15 protein-coding genes are annotated in these 17,552 nt (G+C 68.8%); 6 read left to right on the top strand and 9 right to left on the bottom strand.

What is annotated here, in order from left to right:
• Positions 1-34 precede the first annotated feature (34 nt).
• Positions 35-871: a helix-turn-helix transcriptional regulator gene (locus FFS49_RS32090; protein ID WP_137951038.1), complete on the bottom strand. Its 837-nt coding sequence runs from the start codon at positions 869-871 to the stop codon at positions 35-37.
• A gap of 103 nt (positions 872-974) precedes the next feature.
• Here FFS49_RS32090 and FFS49_RS32095 point away from each other — a divergent pair, with 103 nt between their 5' ends.
• The 5 genes from FFS49_RS32095 to FFS49_RS32115 all read left to right on the top strand — a co-directional run bounded on the left by FFS49_RS32095 (position 975) and on the right by FFS49_RS32115 (position 6,710).
• Positions 975-2,474, top strand: coding sequence for an efflux transporter outer membrane subunit (locus FFS49_RS32095; RefSeq protein WP_046196762.1), 1,500 nt, complete (start codon positions 975-977; stop codon positions 2,472-2,474).
• Positions 2,475-2,483: 9 nt separating this feature from the next.
• The gene (locus FFS49_RS32100; RefSeq protein ID WP_105816608.1) at positions 2,484-3,863 is read left to right on the top strand and encodes an HlyD family efflux transporter periplasmic adaptor subunit; all 1,380 of its coding nucleotides are present in this window, start codon (positions 2,484-2,486) and stop codon (positions 3,861-3,863) included.
• Positions 3,860-5,398: a DHA2 family efflux MFS transporter permease subunit gene (locus tag FFS49_RS32105; RefSeq protein ID WP_105816609.1), complete on the top strand. Its 1,539-nt coding sequence runs from the start codon at positions 3,860-3,862 to the stop codon at positions 5,396-5,398. The genes FFS49_RS32100 and FFS49_RS32105 overlap by 4 nt, the downstream gene beginning before the upstream one ends.
• A 59-nt stretch (positions 5,399-5,457) precedes the next feature.
• Complete coding sequence (locus FFS49_RS32110; RefSeq protein ID WP_224756000.1) at positions 5,458-5,889, top strand: hypothetical protein; 432 nt, start codon at positions 5,458-5,460, stop codon at positions 5,887-5,889.
• Positions 5,890-5,975: 86 nt separating this feature from the next.
• On the top strand, positions 5,976-6,710 hold the full coding sequence (locus FFS49_RS32115) for an autoinducer binding domain-containing protein (RefSeq protein WP_082139436.1): 735 nt from the start codon (positions 5,976-5,978) through the stop codon (positions 6,708-6,710).
• Here FFS49_RS32115 and FFS49_RS32120 read toward each other — a convergent pair.
• The 6 genes from FFS49_RS32120 to FFS49_RS32145 are packed head-to-tail and all read right to left on the bottom strand — an operon-like array spanning position 6,633 to position 12,118.
• The gene (locus tag FFS49_RS32120; protein ID WP_105816610.1) at positions 6,633-7,415 is read right to left on the bottom strand and encodes a glutamine amidotransferase; all 783 of its coding nucleotides are present in this window, start codon (positions 7,413-7,415) and stop codon (positions 6,633-6,635) included. The two genes, FFS49_RS32115 and FFS49_RS32120, sit on opposite strands and share 78 nt — an antisense overlap.
• 55 nt (positions 7,416-7,470) lie before the next feature.
• Positions 7,471-8,115, bottom strand: coding sequence for a glutathione S-transferase (locus tag FFS49_RS32125; RefSeq protein ID WP_089445687.1), 645 nt, complete (start codon positions 8,113-8,115; stop codon positions 7,471-7,473).
• A complete protein-coding gene (metC, locus tag FFS49_RS32130) occupies positions 8,109-9,374 on the bottom strand; it encodes a cystathionine beta-lyase (protein ID WP_224756001.1) in 1,266 nt (421 codons plus the stop codon). The genes FFS49_RS32125 and metC overlap by 7 nt, the downstream gene beginning before the upstream one ends.
• Positions 9,365-10,018 (bottom strand): pyridoxal 5'-phosphate synthase, encoded by a 654-nt coding sequence (locus tag FFS49_RS32135; protein WP_105816611.1) that lies wholly within the window; start codon positions 10,016-10,018, stop codon positions 9,365-9,367. The genes metC and FFS49_RS32135 overlap by 10 nt, the downstream gene beginning before the upstream one ends.
• 8 nt (positions 10,019-10,026) lie before the next feature.
• On the bottom strand, positions 10,027-10,929 hold the full coding sequence (locus tag FFS49_RS32140; RefSeq protein ID WP_069248017.1) for a CoA ester lyase: 903 nt from the start codon (positions 10,927-10,929) through the stop codon (positions 10,027-10,029).
• Between the two features lie 49 nt (positions 10,930-10,978).
• On the bottom strand, positions 10,979-12,118 hold the full coding sequence (locus FFS49_RS32145; RefSeq protein ID WP_105816612.1) for an acyl-CoA dehydrogenase family protein: 1,140 nt from the start codon (positions 12,116-12,118) through the stop codon (positions 10,979-10,981).
• Between the two features lie 294 nt (positions 12,119-12,412).
• Between FFS49_RS32145 and FFS49_RS32150 the strand changes: the two genes are divergently transcribed.
• On the top strand, positions 12,413-13,426 hold the full coding sequence (locus FFS49_RS32150; protein WP_105816613.1) for a hypothetical protein: 1,014 nt from the start codon (positions 12,413-12,415) through the stop codon (positions 13,424-13,426).
• 242 nt (positions 13,427-13,668) lie between these two features.
• Here the strand turns inward: FFS49_RS32150 and FFS49_RS32155 are convergent, their stop codons facing one another.
• Both FFS49_RS32155 and FFS49_RS32160 read right to left on the bottom strand, forming a co-directional pair.
• A complete protein-coding gene (locus FFS49_RS32155; protein WP_105816614.1) occupies positions 13,669-14,316 on the bottom strand; it encodes a glutathione S-transferase in 648 nt (215 codons plus the stop codon).
• A 71-nt stretch (positions 14,317-14,387) separates the two neighbouring features.
• Positions 14,388-17,549: a multidrug efflux RND transporter permease subunit gene (locus FFS49_RS32160; RefSeq protein WP_105816615.1), complete on the bottom strand. Its 3,162-nt coding sequence runs from the start codon at positions 17,547-17,549 to the stop codon at positions 14,388-14,390.
• Positions 17,550-17,552: the final 3 nt, after the last annotated feature.

The raw sequence follows: 17,552 nt of genomic DNA on the forward strand, positions 1-17,552 counted from the left end.
GGGCGGGGCGGGGCGACACCGCACTGCGCTACGGCTACGGCTGCCGGCGCTTCGCGAAGTAATGCGCGGGCGAATCGCCGAACGCGCGGCGGAACATCGCGATGAAGTTGCTCGGCGTCGCATAGCCCAGCGCGTCGGCGATGTTGGCGACGCTGTCGCCGCTCGCGAGGCGTTCGAGCGCGTGCGTCAGGCGCGCCTGCTGGCGCCACTGCGCGAAGCTCGTGCCGGTTTCCGCGACGAACAGCCGGCTAATCGTGCGGGCGGACAGCCCGGCCCATTCGGCCCACGCTTCGAGCGTGCGGCTGTCGTGCGGCTGCCCGAGGATCGCGTTCGCGATGCGCAGCAGCCGCCGGTCGCGCGGCATCGGCAGGTGCAGCGGCTCGTGCGGCGCGCGACGCATCTCGGCGAGCAGCACGACGCTGATGCGCGCCTGCTCGATGTCGAGGCGATCCTGGTCGGCCCACGATACCGCGCGCCGCACGAGCGCGCGCATCAGCTCGGTGATCGCGATCACGCACGGCTGATCGGGCATGCGCCGGCTCGCGGCCGGTGCGATCACGACGCTCCAGCCGCTCAACGCGCCGCTGATGCTGACCTTGTGCTGCTCGCCCGGCGGAATCCAGCCGGCGCGATGCGGCGGCAGCAGCCACGAACCATGCGGCGTGCGCACGTGCGCGAAACCGCTTTCCACGCAGAACACCTGGCCGCGCAGATGGCTGTGCCAGTCGACCTCGCGGGTGCCGAGCCGATAGGTGTTGCTGCCGTCGTCCTCGCCCCAGACGGCGATCAGCGACGGGCCGTCCTCACGCTCGCTCGGATCGGAGTCGGCGCGCTGCACGGTGCGCGGGGGAGAAGTGTCTCGGATGGGCATGGCCGGAATTCATTATTTTTTGTCTAAACAACATTATCAGCTTTGTCCGGGGGCGTCCAACAATGCGTGTCGTGTTCAAACCGATACGAAGCAGAGGAATGCGATGCATGCAGCACTTGCTCCCTGGACACGCGATGCCGGCGCACTGCGCGCGATGTCGCGAATCGCCGTCGCCGCGGCGCTCGTCATGCTCGGCGCGTGCGCGAGCCGCGACGGGCTCGCGCCGGCCGGCACGCTGCGCGGCGCCGATACGCTTGCCGCATCGCGCAGCCTCGCGCAGGTGCCCGCCGCCGACTGGCCGGCCGCCGACTGGTGGCGCGCGCTGAACGATGCGCAACTGAGCGCGCTGATCGACGAGGCACTCGCCGGCAACCCCGATCTCGCGACCGCCGATGCGCGCGCACGCGAAGCGCAGGCGCTGGTGATCGAGGCGCAGGCCGCGCGGTTGCCGCACCTCGTCGGCCGTGCGAGCGCGAAGGCCGAGCGGCTGTCCGGCACCCAGTTTTCGTCGGGCGAGGGCGGCGGCTTCTTCAGCCACACGCGCGAGATCAATCTCGGCCTGAGCTGGGATCTCGATCTGTGGGGCGGCCGCCGGGCCGCGTGGGAAGCCGCGCTCGGCGAAGCGCGCGCCGCGCAAGTCGATGCGCAGGCCGCACGCGTGCTGTTGTCGGTCAACGTTGCGCGCGCCTACGTGAATCTCGCGTACGCATTCGATCAGCAGGACGTCGCGCGGGCCGAATACGAGCGGGCCGACGAAGCGCTCACGCTCACGCGCCAGCGCGTCACGAAAGGCATCGACAACGTCGCGCAGCAGCGCCAGGCGGAAAGCGAAGTCGCGGCCGCGACGCGCGAGCAGGCCCGCACCGCGCAGGCGATCGACAGTGCGCGCATCGCGCTCGCGATCCTGCTCGGCGCGGGCCCCGATCGCGGCCTCGCGCTGGTGCGGCCCGCGCCGTTGCCGGCCGCCGCGCTCGCGGTACCGGCCGACCTGCCGGCCGCGCTGCTCGGCCGGCGCGCCGACCTCGTCGCCGCGCGCTGGCGGGTCGAGGCGGCCAGCCGCAACGTCGCGGCCGCCCGTGCGGATTTCCTGCCCAACGTCAGCCTCACCGCGCTGATCGGGCTCGCGACGCGTGGCGGCGCCTCGCTGTTCCAGGCCGCATCGCGCACCTACAACGCCAGCCCGGCCGTGAGCCTGCCGATCTTCGACGGCGGCGAACGGCGCGGCGTGCTGCGCAGGCGCGACGCGCAATACGACCTCGCGGTCGCCGGCTACAACAAGACGCTGATCGGTGCGATCGGCGAAGTCGCCGACGATCTGCACCGGCTGCATTCGCTCGCCGTGCAGACCGATGCGCAGCAGCGTGCGTTCGACTCCGCCACCGATGCGTGGCGGCTCGCGGACGCGCGCTACCGGGCCGGCGTCGGCAGCTACCTCGATGCGCTCGTCGTGCGCCAGCAACTGCTGGTCGCGAGCCGCGAGGTCGCCGCGCTGCGCGCGCAGCGCGCGGACCAGTCGCTGCAGCTCGTCGCCGCGCTCGGCGGCGGCTTCCGTGCCGAGCCGGACGACGCCGCGCTTGCCGCCACTCCTTCCCAACGTCCTTGATATCGAACCATGAGCAGCGACAACTCCCTGCAGACTCCCGCGCGACCGGCTGCCGCCGAAACCGCCAGCGCCCGCCAGCAGCCGGCGGCCGATCACACCGCCGCGCCGCGCGCGCCGGGCGGGCCGGGTGGCCCTGATGCCCGCACGCAACCGGCACCGGGCAGCGGCGCGCCCGCAACGCCGCCCGCACCACCTGCGCGGCGCAAGCGTCTGGTGCGTGCGCTCGTCGCCGTGTTCGCACTCGGCATCATCGGCTGGGGCATCTGGTACGTGATCGTCGGGCGCTGGTACGAATCCACCGACAACGCGTACGCGCAAGGCAACGTCGTCGAGCTGACACCGCAGGTGACGGGCACCGTCGTGTCGATCGACGCGGACGACGGCAACCTCGTGCGCGCCGGCACGCCGCTCGTCCGACTCGACCCGAGCGACGCGCAGATCGCGCTCGCGACCGCGCAGGCCGATCTCGCGGCAACGGTGCGCAAGGTGCGCGGCCTGTACAGCAACGAGCGCGGGCTCGCGAACAGCATCGACGGCGCACGCGCCGAACTTGACACGCGCCGCACCGCGCTCGACAAGGCGAAGGCCGACTACAGCCGCCGCGAGGATCTCGGCCGCTCCGGCGCGATTTCACGCGAGGAACTCGCGCATGCCCGCGACACGCTGACGTCCGCACAAAGTGCTTACGCGGCCGCGCAGAGCGCGCTCGCGACGCTGAGCGAGCAGCACCAGACGAGCAAGGCGCTGATCGACGACACCGCGGTCGCGTCGCACCCGGACGTGCAGGCCGCGGCCGAACGGCTGCGGGCCGCCTACCTCGCGCATGCCCGCACCGCCATCGTCGCGCCGGTGACCGGCTATGTCGCGAAGCGGACGGTGCAGGTCGGGCAGCGCGTGTCGCCTGGCGTGCCGCTGCTCGCGGTCGTGCCGCTGCGCGAACTGTGGGTCGACGCGAACTTCACCGAGAAGCAGCTCGAGCACATGCGCATCGGGCAGCCGGTCGAGCTGACCGCCGACCTGTACGGGGAAGCGGTGCGCTATGCCGGCCGCGTTCAAAGCCTCGGCGTCGGCACCGGCAGCGCGTTTTCGCTGCTGCCCGCGCAGAACGCAACGGGCAACTGGATCAAGATCGTGCAGCGGCTGCCGGTCCGCATCGAACTGACCGACCCGGCGCAGCTCGACGCGCATCCGCTGCGCATCGGCCTGTCGATGCACGCACGCGTCGACCAGCACGACCGCAGCGGGGCGATGCTGTCGCATCGCGAGCAGCGCGCGCCGCTGTTCCGCACCGACGTGTACCGTGACGAGCTCGCGCGTGCCGACACCCTGATCACCGAGGTCATCCATGCGAACCTGCCGGCGGCGGTGCGCGCGGAGGCGGTGCGATGAGCGGCCCGATGGCGGCCGCCGACAGCGGCTTTCGTCCGTCGAGCGTCGGGCTCACGACCTTCGGCCTCGCGCTCGCGGTCTTCATGCAGGTGCTCGACGGCACCGTCGCGAACGTGTCGCTGCCGACGATCGCCGGCAACTTCGGCGTGAGCACGACGCAGAGCGCATGGGTCGTCACGACGTTCTCGGTCAGCAACGCGATCGCGCTGCCGCTGACCGGGTTTCTCGTCAAGCGCGTCGGGCAGGTGCGGCTGTTCGTGTGGGCGACGCTCGCGTTCACGTTCGCGTCGCTCCTGTGCGGCTTCGCGCAGGACCTGCCGCAGCTCATTGCGTTCCGCGCGCTGCAGGGCCTGGTGGCCGGGCCGATGATCCCGACCACGCAGGCGCTGATGCTGTCGATCTACCCGCCGCAGCGGCGCGGCTTCGCGTTGTCCATGATCGCGATGGTCACCGTCGTCGCGCCGATCGCGGGGCCCGTGTTCGGCGGCTGGGTCACCGAGCATTACTCGTGGCGCTGGGCATTCCTGATCAACCTGCCGATCGGCGTGTTCGCCGCGATGTGCGTGTTCGCGCAGATGCGTGCGCGCGTCGAGACGACGGTCGCCGCGCGTGTCGACTATGTCGGCCTCGCCGCGCTGATCGTCGGCGTCGGCGCACTGCAGATCGTGCTCGACAAGGGCAATGAAGCCGACTGGTTCAACTCGACGTTCATCGTCGTGATGTCGGTGGTCGCCGCGTTCGGCATCGCGCTGTTCGTGATCTGGGAGCTCAACGAGCCGAACCCGATCGTGAACCTGCGGCTCTTCGCGCATCGAAACTTCGCGGCCGGCACGCTGACGCTCGTGCTCGCCTATTCGGCGTTCTTCGCGGTCAACGTGATCGTGCCGCAGTGGCTGCAGCGCACGCTCGGCTACACGGCGTTCTGGGCCGGGCTCGCCGTCGCGCCGATGGGCGTGATCCCGGTGCTGATGACGCCGTTCATGGGCAAGTACGCGCCGCGCTTCAACATGCGCGTGCTCGTGTGCTGCGCGTTCGCGATCCTCGGCACGTCGTCGTTCCTGCGTGCGGGCTTCGTGCCCGACATCGACTTCACGCACATCGCGCTGATCCAGCTGCTGCAGGGCCTCGGCCTCGCACTGTTCATCATGCCGATCAACAGCATCCTGCTGTCCGACCTGAAGCCGGACGAGATCGCCGCCGGCTCCGGCCTGTCGACGTTCCTGCGCACGCTCGGCGCGAGCTTCGCGGTGTCGATCACGTCGTTCCTGTGGGACCGGCGCGCCATTCTGCACCACGCACAGCTCAGCGAGCACGTGAGCGCGTTCGATCCGGCGGTGCGCGCCGAGGTCGCCCGACTCGGCGGCGGCGATCCGCAACGCGCGGCCACGTTGCTGAGCAACCTGGTCGATGCGCAGGCGTACCAGATCTCGTTCAACGACGTTTCGTTCGCGCTCGGCTGCGTGTATCTCGCCGTGATCGCGGTGGTCTGGCTCGCCCGTCCGCCGTTCGGCCCCGGCGCGGCCGCAAAACGATGAAGCGGGCGCTGCGCGGCCCGTTCCGACCCATGCTGTTCAATTCGATGGAGGTTGTCCCGATGCCTACCCACCACGCCGGCGCCATGCCGCCCGACCTGGCGACGCTCGCCGTGTTCGACGTGACGGAATTTCCGTTCGTCGTCGTGCGCAACGACGCGATCGCATCCACCGGCTACGCGCAGCGCTGGCTCGACGACATGCACGTGCTGATGCGGCACGGCGAGCCGTTTGTCATGATCTTTCCGCCGGCCCGCCCGGAGGAAGCGCACGACGACCGCAAGGAACGCGGCATGTGGCTCAAGCAGAACCGCGCCGCGCTCGCCGCGGTCTGCCGTGCGCTCATCACGATCGAACCGGACCCGGCCGAGCGTGAAGCGGCCCGCGCGAACGCATCCGGCATCGAAAAGGCGTTCGGCATTCCGTTCGACGTGACGGCTTCGCTCGACGACGCGAAGCAGGCAGGCCGGCAACGTCTGGCCGAGGCGGTCTAGCGCGGCCCGTTCGCGCGCAACGCCTCGAACCGGTTGCGCAAGTCCGCCTGGATGCAGATTCCAACTAAACGAACGGGGTGGCTTGTATGTATGGACTGGATTGTCTGAAATGGTTGGTACCCGGCGACACGGACGCGTCATGGCAGAGAATGACCGACGCGGCCGCCGGAATGGGGTTCGACAAGGTCGTGCTGATCGTGCTGCCGTTTGCCGGCGCGTCGTTCGATCTCGCGCGCAAATGGAGCAGCGGCGTGCCCGGCTGGACGGCGCTGTACCGGCAGCGCCAGTTCGACCGCGTCGACCCGATGCTGCGGCACTGCTTCCGTTCGGCACTGCCGCTCGTCTGGGACGACGCACTGTTCGCGCTGCCGGAGCAGCGCCCGTGTTACGAAGCGGCCGCCGCGTACGGCATGCGCAGCGGCGTCGTGCTGCCGGTGCGCGGCGCGAAGGGGGAGGTCGGCATGCTGTTGTGCGCGAGCACGGACGCACTCGCCGCGACGCGCGAGCACTGCGACCGCCATCTCGCGGCGCTGACGCTGCTGCGCGACGTCGCGTGCGAAGCGATCGCCGGCACGCGCTGCCATGCACCGCCGGACAGCGTGCCGCGCCTCAGCCGCCGGGAAGTCGAATGCCTGCGCTGGCACGCGGCCGGCAAGACGTCGTGGGAAATCGGCCACATCCTGAACGTGACCGAGTCGTGCATCAATTTCCACTTCATGAACATCCGCCGCAAGTTCAACGTGTCACGTCGGCATGAGGCCGTGCTGCGCGCGGTCGAGTGGGGCTTGATCAGCATCTCCGACGTGACCGTGCCGACCTGATGCCGGCGCATCGTCGAGCCAGCGGTCGAGAAACGCGCTGAGCCATGCGGCCGTCGCGCGATCGTGCCGCCGGCCTTCGAACGCCTGCGTCGCAAGATCCTGCGCACCGGGCGCCGACAGCTTGTGCGCGGCGGCCGTGCTCCAGCGCCGCATCATCGGATAGCTCACTTCCGGATGGAACTGGACGCCATACGCGCGCGGCCCGTAGCGGACGGCCTGGTTCTCGAAGTGCTCGCCGGTCGCGAGGATCTCGAGCCCGGCAACGCGCTCGAAGCCCTCGCGATGCCACTGGTAGACGTGCGACGGCCACGACCCGAGCCGCCGGCCGACGGGCGTCGCGGCGATCGGCCAATAGCCGATTTCCGCACGCCCGTCGCGATGCGCGGCGACGCGGCCGCCCAGGTGACGAATCATCATCTGCGCACCGAGGCACACACCGAGAAAGGGCACAGACTCACGCAGCGGCACGCCGATCCAGTCGATTTCATCCTGAATCCAGCGATCGCCGTCGTTGGCGCTCATCGGGCCGCCGAACACCACGGCCCCCGCATGGTCGGCCAGCGTGGCCGGCAGCGGATCGCCGAGGGGCGGGCGGCGAATGTCGAGCGGATGGCCGCGAGCGGCCAGCAGCCGGCCGATCCGGCCCGGGCTCGACTGTTCGCGATGCAGGACGATCAGGATCGGACGAAGGGCAGTGTGCGTCATGTCGTGTCGGGAGGGTCGTGAGTTCGTGAGACCGTGAGGGTCGTTACGCGGGACGTCAGCCCGGCTGGCCGCGCAGCGCGTCGAACGACACCATCACCTGTTCGCGATAGGCGGGCCGCCGGCACAGGCGCGCATACCAGGCCTCGACGTGCGGCAACGGCGGCCGCTCGACATCGAGCGCGAAATAGCGAAACAGCGTCGCGCCGGCCGGAATGTCGGCCAGGCCCGGCGTCGCGCCGCCAAGGAAGGGCTGGGTCGACAGCAACCGGTCGAGCAGCTGGAAGTGCGTCGCGCTGCGTGCGGCCTTGTCGCGCACGAGCGCGTCGTCGCGCCGCTCCGGCGGCGTTCGCACGAGCGCCCAGAACAGCCCGGTCATCACGTCGGGTTCGAGCGCGGTCTGCGACCAGTCCATCCAGCGCTCCGCGCGCGAGCGGGCGAACGCGTCGCGGCACCAGAACGGATTGTTCGGCACACGCGCGGCGAGATAGCGCAGGATCGTGTGCGACTCCCACACGACGTCGCCGTCCCAGTCGATCACCGGAATCCGGCAGGTCGGGTTCAGCGCCGCGAATGCGGGCGTCTGCAGCGAACCGTGTTCGCCGCCGGCCGCGATGTGCCGGTACGGCACGCCCAGCTCGCCGATCAGCCACAACACCTTCTGCACGTTGAACGACGTGCGGCGGCCCCAGACGGTCAGCATCGCGCGGCATCCTCGCAGGCGGTGGCCTGCTGCGCGCACGCCGCATAGCGATCGAGACCGGCCGCGAGATCGGCAACCAGGTCGCCGGGATCCTCCAGGCCGATATGCAGGCGCACGCCGCGGCTGTCGGCCGGCCAACGTGCGGCGAGGCCGTGCGCGTCCAGCTCGAACGGCAACGCGAGGCTCTCGTAGCCGCCCCACGAATAGCCGAGCCCGAACAGCGCGAGGTGATCGAGAAATGCATCGACCGCGTGCCGCGGTGCCGGCTGCAGCACGATCGAGAACAGCCCCGATGCACCACGAAAATCGCGGCGCCACAACGCGTGTCCGCTGTCGCCGGGCAGCGCCGGATACAGCACGCGCTGCACTTCGGGGCGCGCTGCGAGCCAGGTCGCGACCGTGAGCGCATTGCGCTCGTGCTGCCGCAACCGCACGCCGAGCGTGCGCAACCCGCGCAGCGCGAGATAGACGTCGTCGGGGCCGGCACACAGCCCGAGATCGCCATGCAGTTGCTTCAACGCGGGCCACGCGCGCTCGCTGGCCGACACGGTGCCGAGCATCGCGTCGGAATGCCCGACCAGATACTTGGTGCCGGCCTGGATCGACAGGTCGATGCCGAACGCATGCGGCTGGAAGAAGAGCGGCGTGGCCCAGCTGTTGTCCGCGATGACCAGCGCGTCGTGCGCCTGCGCGAGCCGGACGAGCGCCGGGATATCGTGCATGTCGAACGTGTAGGAGCCCGGCACCTCGACGTACAACGCGCGCGTGTTCGCACGGAATGCGGCTGCGACGGGCGTGCTGCCGTCGTACCAGGTCGTCTCGACGCCGAGCCGCGCGAGCACGCCTTCGCACGCATGGCGCACCGGGCCGTAGACCGAGGCGGTCATCAGCAGGTGATCGCCGGGCTTCAGGCACGACAGCAGCGCGAGCGTGCACGCGGACAAACCCGACGGGCAAAGCACCGTGCCGGCGCCGCCTTCGAGGCTCGTCACCGCGCGCTCGAGCGCGTCGGTCGTCGGCGTGCCGCGGCGGCCGTAGATATACGGCTGCGTGCGGTTCAGCAGATCGGACACCGTCGGGCTGAGCACGGTCGACGCGTGGTAGACGGGCGGATTGACGAAGCCGTGCCAGGCCGCGCTGTCGCGGCCCGCGTGCATGAGCCGTGTGTCGTCGTGCATCCGGTCGTTCAATCGATCTTCGATTCGGGTCTGCAAGGTGCCGCCCGATTGCGACGGATGTGCGGCGGACTTCAAGGCCATAGCGCGCACCGTTCCCAGCGTTGATCGGCACGACGGTACGCCTGCCGCGCGAAACGGCGCGCGCTGTCGGCACGCCAGAATTCGGCTTCGTCCGGCGCGAGCGTGTACAGGTGCCAGTCGTCCGACACGAGGGCAGGGTCGGCGGCCAGCCGCGCGAGCTGCGCGTCGATCGCGCGCGTCAGGTCGGCGGGATCGTCGAGCCGCTCGCTTTGCCGGCCTGCCAGGATGCTCGCGCGCGAGCGCTCGGGGCGGCCCGCGAAATCCGCGCGGCCTTCGGCGGCCGGCAGCCGCTCGACCGGGCCGCTCAGGCGGACCTGGCTCGCGATCGCCGGCCAATAGAACGTCAGCGCGGCGAACGGCCGGTTTTCGATCTGGCGCCCCTTGGGGCTGCGCGTGCTCGCCGCGAAATGCCAGCCGCGCGCGTCGACGTTCAGCAGTACGACGGAGCGCGCATCGGGTCGCCCGTCCGGACGGACCGTCGACAGCGTCATCACCTGCGGTTCGACGGCGCCTGCGGCAACCGCCTCGTCGAGCCAGCGTTCGAATTGCGCTTGCGGCGTGTCGGGCCAGTCCTCGGCCTGAACGTGCGGCGCCGCGTGCGCGAGGGTTTTCAGCGCCTTCAGGCGCGTGGCGATCGTATCCATGGCGGGCCTCAGGCGATGCCGAATTGCGTCGCGCGGGCGATCAGCCGATGCGCGGCGAGATAGTCGGGGACTTCCGCGAGAAAACCGTCGACCACGGCCGCGGCCACGCGGCGGCCGCCGGACTCGCGCCGTGCGGTGTCGAACGCATCGATCACGCGGCGGGCGAGGGCGACCTCGTCGGCCGTCGGCGTCAGCACGCGATTCACGACCGGCACGAACTGCCCGTTGACGATCGCCTTGGCCTGGTATCCCAGGCCGCGCGACACGCGCATGTCGAGTTCCGCGCCTTCGTTGTCGGCGTAGCTGTACGGGCAGTCGATCGCCGTGACGCCGACCGCCGCGCATTCCACCCGAAAGCGCGAACGCACATAGTCGAGCTCGCGGCCCGCGCGGGTGCGCTCGGCCGCCATGTCGGCCACCATGTCCTCGGTCGCGACCAGCACCGCCGACACGCGCGGGCTCGACCGCGCGATCGCCATCGTGTTCACGAGGCCGAGCGTCGTCTCGATGTTCGGCACCAGTTCGGTCGAGCCGGGCGCGATGTCGTATTCGCGCTCGAACCGCGTGACCGCTTCGTCGAGCGCGACGACCTGCTCGGGCGTCGCGACGTACGACATCATCACGATATCCGGCCGGCCGCGCATCGCGGCGCGCAGGTCGTCGATGCCGCCCGCATCGAGCGGGTTCACGCGCACGGATGCGAGGATGCCGGCCTCGCGCCAGCCTGCAAGCACGCGCTCGCTGAGTTCACGCGCGGCCGGACGACGGTCGGGCGGCGTAAAGGTTTCGAGTTCCTGGATCAGGACGTCAGCGCCGCTCGCGGCGCCGTCGACGAGCGCATCGTGATCGGCGCCGGCGAGGAACAGCCAGGAGCGGCGCAGGCGGGAAGGGCGTCGGTGGGTCGTTGTCATGCGTGGATTCCTGTAGGGCGCGTGGTACGCATATCGATGGCGCGGGCGGTCAGCCGGCACGCATCATCTGGTTGAAGATGTTCTTGCGATGCATTTCCTCGGTGCCGCCGACGCTCATGAAACCCAGTGCGTCCGACGCGAATGCGGCCACCGGCCCGGCCTGGTAGCCGAGGCTGCCGTACAGCCGCACGAGGCCGAGCGCGCCGTCGACGAGATCCTGCGCGCCCACCAGCTTCGCGATCGAGCAGGTCATCAGCGCTTGCGGGTGATTCGTCAGCAACTGCGCGAGCGCGCCGCGCGCGAGCCAGGTGCCGCGCTCGATGCCGATCTGCAGGTCGACGAGGCGGCGCTGCACGTACTGGTGCGCGTCGATCGTGCTGTCGAAGCTGCGCCGGTCGCGGCAATAGTTGATCGCGTCGCGCAGATACGGCGCCGTCACCTGCGCGGCGACGAGGCCGTAATACAGGCGGCCGAGCGAGATGATGTCGATCAGGTTGCCCAGCCCCGCGCCCGGTTCGCCCAGCAACTGGTCGCGTGCAATTGGACAGTCGTCGAAGTGCAGCGCGCCGGTGGGCAGGTCGTCGAGGCCGAGCTTGCGGTCGGGTTCGGCGACCGTCATGCCGGGCTGGTCGCGATCGACGATCACGAGCGCGGTGTTGCGTCGGCCAAGCGTCTCGATGCGCGTGACGACGAGGATGAAACGCGCGAGCGGCGCGTGCGCGATGTTGAATTTGCTGCCGGTCAGCCGGTAGCCGTCGCCGTGCTCGGCGAGCTTCGTCGCGATGCTGCGCACGTCGGTGCCGGTGCCCGGTTCGGCGATCGCCGTCGCGCTCAGTTCGCCGCGCAGGATCGCGCCGAAATAGCGGTCCTGCTGGGTCGCCGTGCCGTAGCGTTCGAGCGCGCGCACCATGCCGGCCTGTGCGATCACCGACAGCAGCAGCGCCGGGCGGCGGATCGACGACGCGAGCCCTTCGAGCGCCGCGGAAAAGTGCCACCAGCCGTGACCGTCGCCGCCATACGTTTCCGGCACGATCATGTCCCACAGTCCCTCCTGGCCAAGCCGGGTCCAGCCGGTTTCATCGAATCCGGCCGGCGCGCGAACGTCGCGCTCCGCGGCGGCGATCTCCATGCCGATGTCGCGAAAGCGCGCGAGCGTCGCATGCTGTTCCTGCGTCCAGTCAAATGGCATCTGTCGTGTCTCCGGTCGAAGCGGCGCGGCCTTCGACGGCGCGCCAGCGATGCCGACAAGGTTAAGGGGGCAGGGACGGGGGAGGTACTGGCAGTAGTGGTAGTTGCAGGGTGAATGAGCGGTTGGCGGGAACGACGGGCGCGCAGGCGAGCGGTTGCATCCTCGATGGCTTCGTCGTCGATGTGCCCGCCCGATGTCGGCATGCAGTACACGTCAGCCACCTGACCGGACGCCGCCTATAATCGCTATCAGCTTTTCCGGGAAATCGCGGTTACCAAGGTGGGGGGTGTCCAAATGGGACAGTGCCGTCGCGTCTGTTCGCGCTTCGTCCTCGCAAGCTCGATCGCTGGTCTGACAATACTGGCGTGCCCGGGACACGCGCACGCCGAGGAAGGTCCTTCGAGTAAGCCGAGCGAACTCAAACCATCGGGAAGAACGCTCAACGCGTATGCGGTGTATGGCGACGGACGCGCGACCGAGGGTGGCGACATGCATTGGCGTGCGTACGAAGTCGGCTTCGGTGACGTCCTGAACGATTACCTGTCGGTCTACCTCGCGTACATGAACGAGGGGCATCCGCTGGATCACCACCGTGACGGTTTTGCCGCCCTGGGTTCGTTTCGTTGGCCGATCGGCAGTCGTCTGGCGCTCGAATTTTCGGCGGGCCCGTATTTCAGCATGGACACGACACATGTCGACGACCAGCCGCGCAATGACAAGCGCTGGGGCGTGCGTGCGTCGGCAGCGGTGCGGTATTACGTCGTTCCCAACCGCTTCTTCCTCAAGCTGCAGTACAACCACGTTCAGATGATCGGCGGATTCAATTCGGACGCGGTGCTGTTCGGTATCGGCTCGGATTTCGGCGGCGATCCCGGCCCGGCGTTTTCGGACGGCAAGACGCAGGTTGGCGTGTGGGCCGGAACATCGCAGACGAACCGTCCTCAAGTGCCTATCGAGAAGGGATACATGGTCGAAGTCAAGCGGCCGCTCGGCAATGCGTGGGCCTATTCGGCGAGCTTCGTCTATGAAGGCAACAATGGCGTTGCCGGCCGACGAGGCGTGGCCGCGCAATTCTGGTACGTCGCGCCGATCAGGAGCAAATGGACGCTTTCGGCAGGCGTCGGTCCGTATCTGTCGCGGGATCGGAACGATGCCTCGGGCAGCACGCGGCTCAATGCGTTGCTCAGCGCGCAAGTGGCCTATCAGATCACAAACGATTGGGCGGCGAGCTTGCGCTTCAATCGTGTCGCAACCCGCAACGACAAGGACCAGGACATGTTCATGGTCGGCGTGGCGCGCAATTTCTAGTGAATGACCTTGAAGCGCTCCAGTTCGCGCATGCTCATAGTGATCCGTTCCGTTGCAGCCTCCGGCAGTTCAAACCGCCGCCAGCATGCGCCGAATCCCTCGAGCTACGACATTTCAACTTTGCTCTTACAACCAAAACTGTCGATAATGTTGATTATGTCAAATACGATATTCCAGCGCCAAACCTAGCGGCAAGCAGCCTCAACCGACCGCTGCCGCACTTTCGAGCGCCTTCGAAACGCTCATGAAACCGGATTCATCCACTCCGTCAGTCCTTCGCGCGCGTTTAATTCAATGAATGTCGGCATCGCGCGAAGCGCGTGGATATAGCGCGTCAGATTCGGCCAAGTCGTCGCCGGGCGCGGCATGTTGCGTGTCCAGCGCATGAGCATCAGCGCCAGGAAGTCGACCGTGCTCAACCGGTCGTTGATCAAATACGAACGGCCATCGGATAGCAGATCGTCGAGATGCGCCATCGACGCCTCGACTTGCCCCTGCGAAAAAGCCTTCACCATGTCAGCGCACCGCGGATCGCCATCCGTCTCCGCATAGAACCAGTTTCGCATCGCCGGCAAGACGGAATTGGCGAGATAGATCATCATCTCGAACCACTCGGCACGTTCAGGCGAGCCCGGATGCGGAGCCAGGCGCGGCTCCGGATGACGTTCGGCGAGCAGCATCAGCAGCGCGGCAGATTCGGTCCGCGGTTTGCCATCGACGACCAGCGTCGGCACTCGGCCCGCGGGATTCAACCGCAGGTACTCCGGCGAATGCTGCGCCCCGGTGTCGATATCGACGAGGCGCGTGTCGAACGGCACGCCGAGTTCGATCAGCATCCAGTGCACGGCCATGCTTGCCGCGCCGGGCGAGTAATACAGAACATAGGACATGGTCTGAATTCGTCTCTTTGAATTGAAATATGTGTAAGCCGTTTGCACGGCAACCGCATTTATAAGCGACCTCACTCCCCCACCGTCTCCGCCTGCCGATCATCCCGCTTCGCCACCGCCACCCGCCGGCCCCGTCGCCCAGCCGACGCCACGACCCGAAACGCCACCGGCGCGAACACGAGCCCCAACACCGTCGCCGCCAGCACACCGCCGAACGCGCCCGTGCCGATCGACCGCCGGCTTTCCGCACCCGCGCCCGTCGCCAGCACCAGCGGCACGACGCCCAGCAGGAACGCCATCGACGTCATCACGATCGGCCGGAATCGCGCAGCGGCCGCGTCGACCACCGCCTGCCGCAACGGCACGCCGTGCACGGCCAGGTCACGCGCGTACTGCACGATCAGGATCGCGTTCTTCGCGGCCAGCCCGACCACGGTAATCATCCCGACCTTGAAGTACACGTCGTTCGGCATGCCGCGCGCGAGCGCCGCCGCGATTGCGCCGATCATGCCGAGCGGCACGATCGTCAGCACGGACAGCGGAATCGTCCAGCTTTCGTACAGCGCGGCCAGCGCCATGAAAACCGCGAGCACCGACAGCCCGACGAGCAGCGGCGTCTGCCGCGCGGCGACCTGCTCCTCGCGCGCCGCATCGACCCAGTCGAAGCCGATCCCGGCCGGCAGCGCAGCGGCAAGCCGCTCCATCTCCACCATCGCCGCGCCCGAACTCGTGCCGGTCGCCGCGCGGCCGCTGATGTCGAGCGACGGATAGCCGTTGTACCGGTTCAGCATCACCGGCCCGATCGTCCAGTGCGGCGCGGCGATGGCCGACAGCGGCACCATGTCGCCGGTGCGGTTCGGCACGGTCAGCGCCATCAGTTGCGTATCGGTCGCGCGTGCGACCGGATCGGCCTCGATGATCACCCGCCGCATCCGGCCCGATGCCGGAAAGTCGTTGATGTAGTTCGAGCCGAACGTGCCGCCCAGCAGCCCCGCGATCCGCTCGAACGGCACGCCGAGCGCATACGCCTTCGCGCGATCGACATCGAGCTCGATCCGCGGCGCGTCCGGCAGGTCTTCGAAATGCACGGCCGAGAGCAACGGGCTCGCCTTCGCGCGCTCGGCGAGCTGCTCGCGGGCCGCCTTCAACGCATCGAGCCCGACCCCGCCGCGATCCTCGAGCCGGAACGTGAAGCCGTCCGAATGCCCGATGCCTCGCACCGAAGGCGGCAGCGCCGCCTCGACGTCGCCGTCGAGGATCGCACCGAACCGCCCGTTGAGCCGGTCGCGCAACGCCATCGCATCGACGTCGCGTTTCGCCCAGTCCTTCAGTTCCACGAACGCCATGCCGACGTTCTGCCCACTGCCGACGAAACTCCAGCCGATCACGCTCGTCACGTTCGCAATCGCCGGCTCCCCGCGCATGATGGCCTCCACCCGCTCGACGACCGCGAGCGTGCGCGCCTGCGTGGCGCCGGCCGGCAACTGGATCATCACCTGCAGTTGCCCCTGGTCCTCGGTGGGCAGGAAGCCGCCCGGCATCATCCAGTACAGCAGCCCGCACCCGATCACGAGCGCCGCATAGACAGCCACGACCAGGCCGGTGCGGCGCACCGCAAACACGGCAACGCGACGATAACCGGTTTCGGCACGCGCGAAGGCCGCACCGAACCGGTCGGCCAGACGCGCGCCGATGCCGCGTCGCCGCGCACGGCCGGCGCCGCCGTCGTGTCGCGCAACCGGCTTCAGCAGGTTCGCGCACAGCGCGGGCGTGAGCGACAGCGCCATGAACGACGACACCAGCATCGACGCGATCATCGCGACCGCGAACTGCCGGTAGATGCCGCCGACGCTGCCCGGGAAAAACGCCATCGGCACGAACACGGCGGTCAGCACCGCGGTCACGCCGACGATCGCCCCGCCGATCCGCTTCATGGCCCGGCGCGTGGCGTCGCGCGGCGACACGCCCTCCTCCATCACGCGGTGCACGCTCTCGACGACGACGATCGCATCGTCGACCAGGATGCCGATCGCCAGCACGAGGCCGAACATCGTGAACACGTTGATCGACAGCCCGAACGCCCACATCGCGACGAACGCGCCCATCAGCGTGACCGGAATCACGACGGTCGGCACCAGCGTGTAGCGCAGGTCGCGCAGGAACAGCCACATCACGCAGAACACCAGCACGACAGCCTCGACGAGCGTCAGCACGACTTCGTGGATCGCGATCTTGACGAAATGCGCACCGTCGAACGGAATCTCGACGGCAACGCCCGGCGGCAGCGTCCGCGACAGCTCGGCGAGCCGCGCGCGGATCGCCGTCGACGTTTCGAGCGCGTTGCCGCGCGGGCCGAGCTGGATGCCGACCGTCGCGGCCGGCCGGCCGTTCAGCCGCGAATAGAACGAATAGTCGTCACGGCCGATCTCGACGCGCGCGACGTCGGCCACGCGCACCACCGAGCCGTCCTGTTTCGACTTCAGCACGATCCGGCCGAATTCCTCGGGCGACGTCAGCTGCCCCTTGACCACGACCGTCGCGGTGAGCTGCTGGCCGCGCACGAACGGCGCATCGCCGATCGCACCGGCCGTGACCGTCGCGTTCTGCGCGCTGATCGCCGTGATCACGTCGTCGGCGCCGAGATCGTATTCGCGCAACCTGACGGGATCGAGCCAGACCCGCAGCGCCTCGTCGGCATCCCACAGCTCGGCCGCGCCCACCCCCGGCGCGCGCTTCAGCTCGCGCAGCACGTAACGGTTCAGGTAATCGCCGAGCTGCGCGGAATCGCGCGTGCCGTCGGTCGACGTCAGCGTGACGAGCATCAGGAACGTGTTCGCCGCCTTGAACACGCCGATCCCCTGCTGGACGACCTGCTGCGGCAGCCGCGGCTCGACCTGCTTCAACCGGTTGTTGACGTCGACGAGCGCGATGTCCGGATCGGTGCTCGGCGCGAACGTCACGTCGATCTCGAGGTTGCCGTGGCCGTCGCTGCTCGTCTCGTAGTACAGCAGCCCGTCGGCGCCGTCGAGGCTTTCCTCGATGATGCTGCCGACGTCGGCATCGACCGTCTCGGTCGACGCGCCCGGATAGGACGCGGTGATCACGACCCGCGGCGGCGCCAGGCGCGGATACTGCGCGATCGGCAACTGCGGAATGGCCAGCACGCCCGCGACGACGATCGCGAGCGCGACGATCCACGCAAAGACGGGACGGTCGATGAAGAATGACGGCATCTG

It is taken from the genome of Burkholderia sp. 4NA327C6 (genome assembly GCF_005502655.1).
GTDB lineage: Bacteria > Pseudomonadota > Gammaproteobacteria > Burkholderiales > Burkholderiaceae > Burkholderia > Burkholderia contaminans.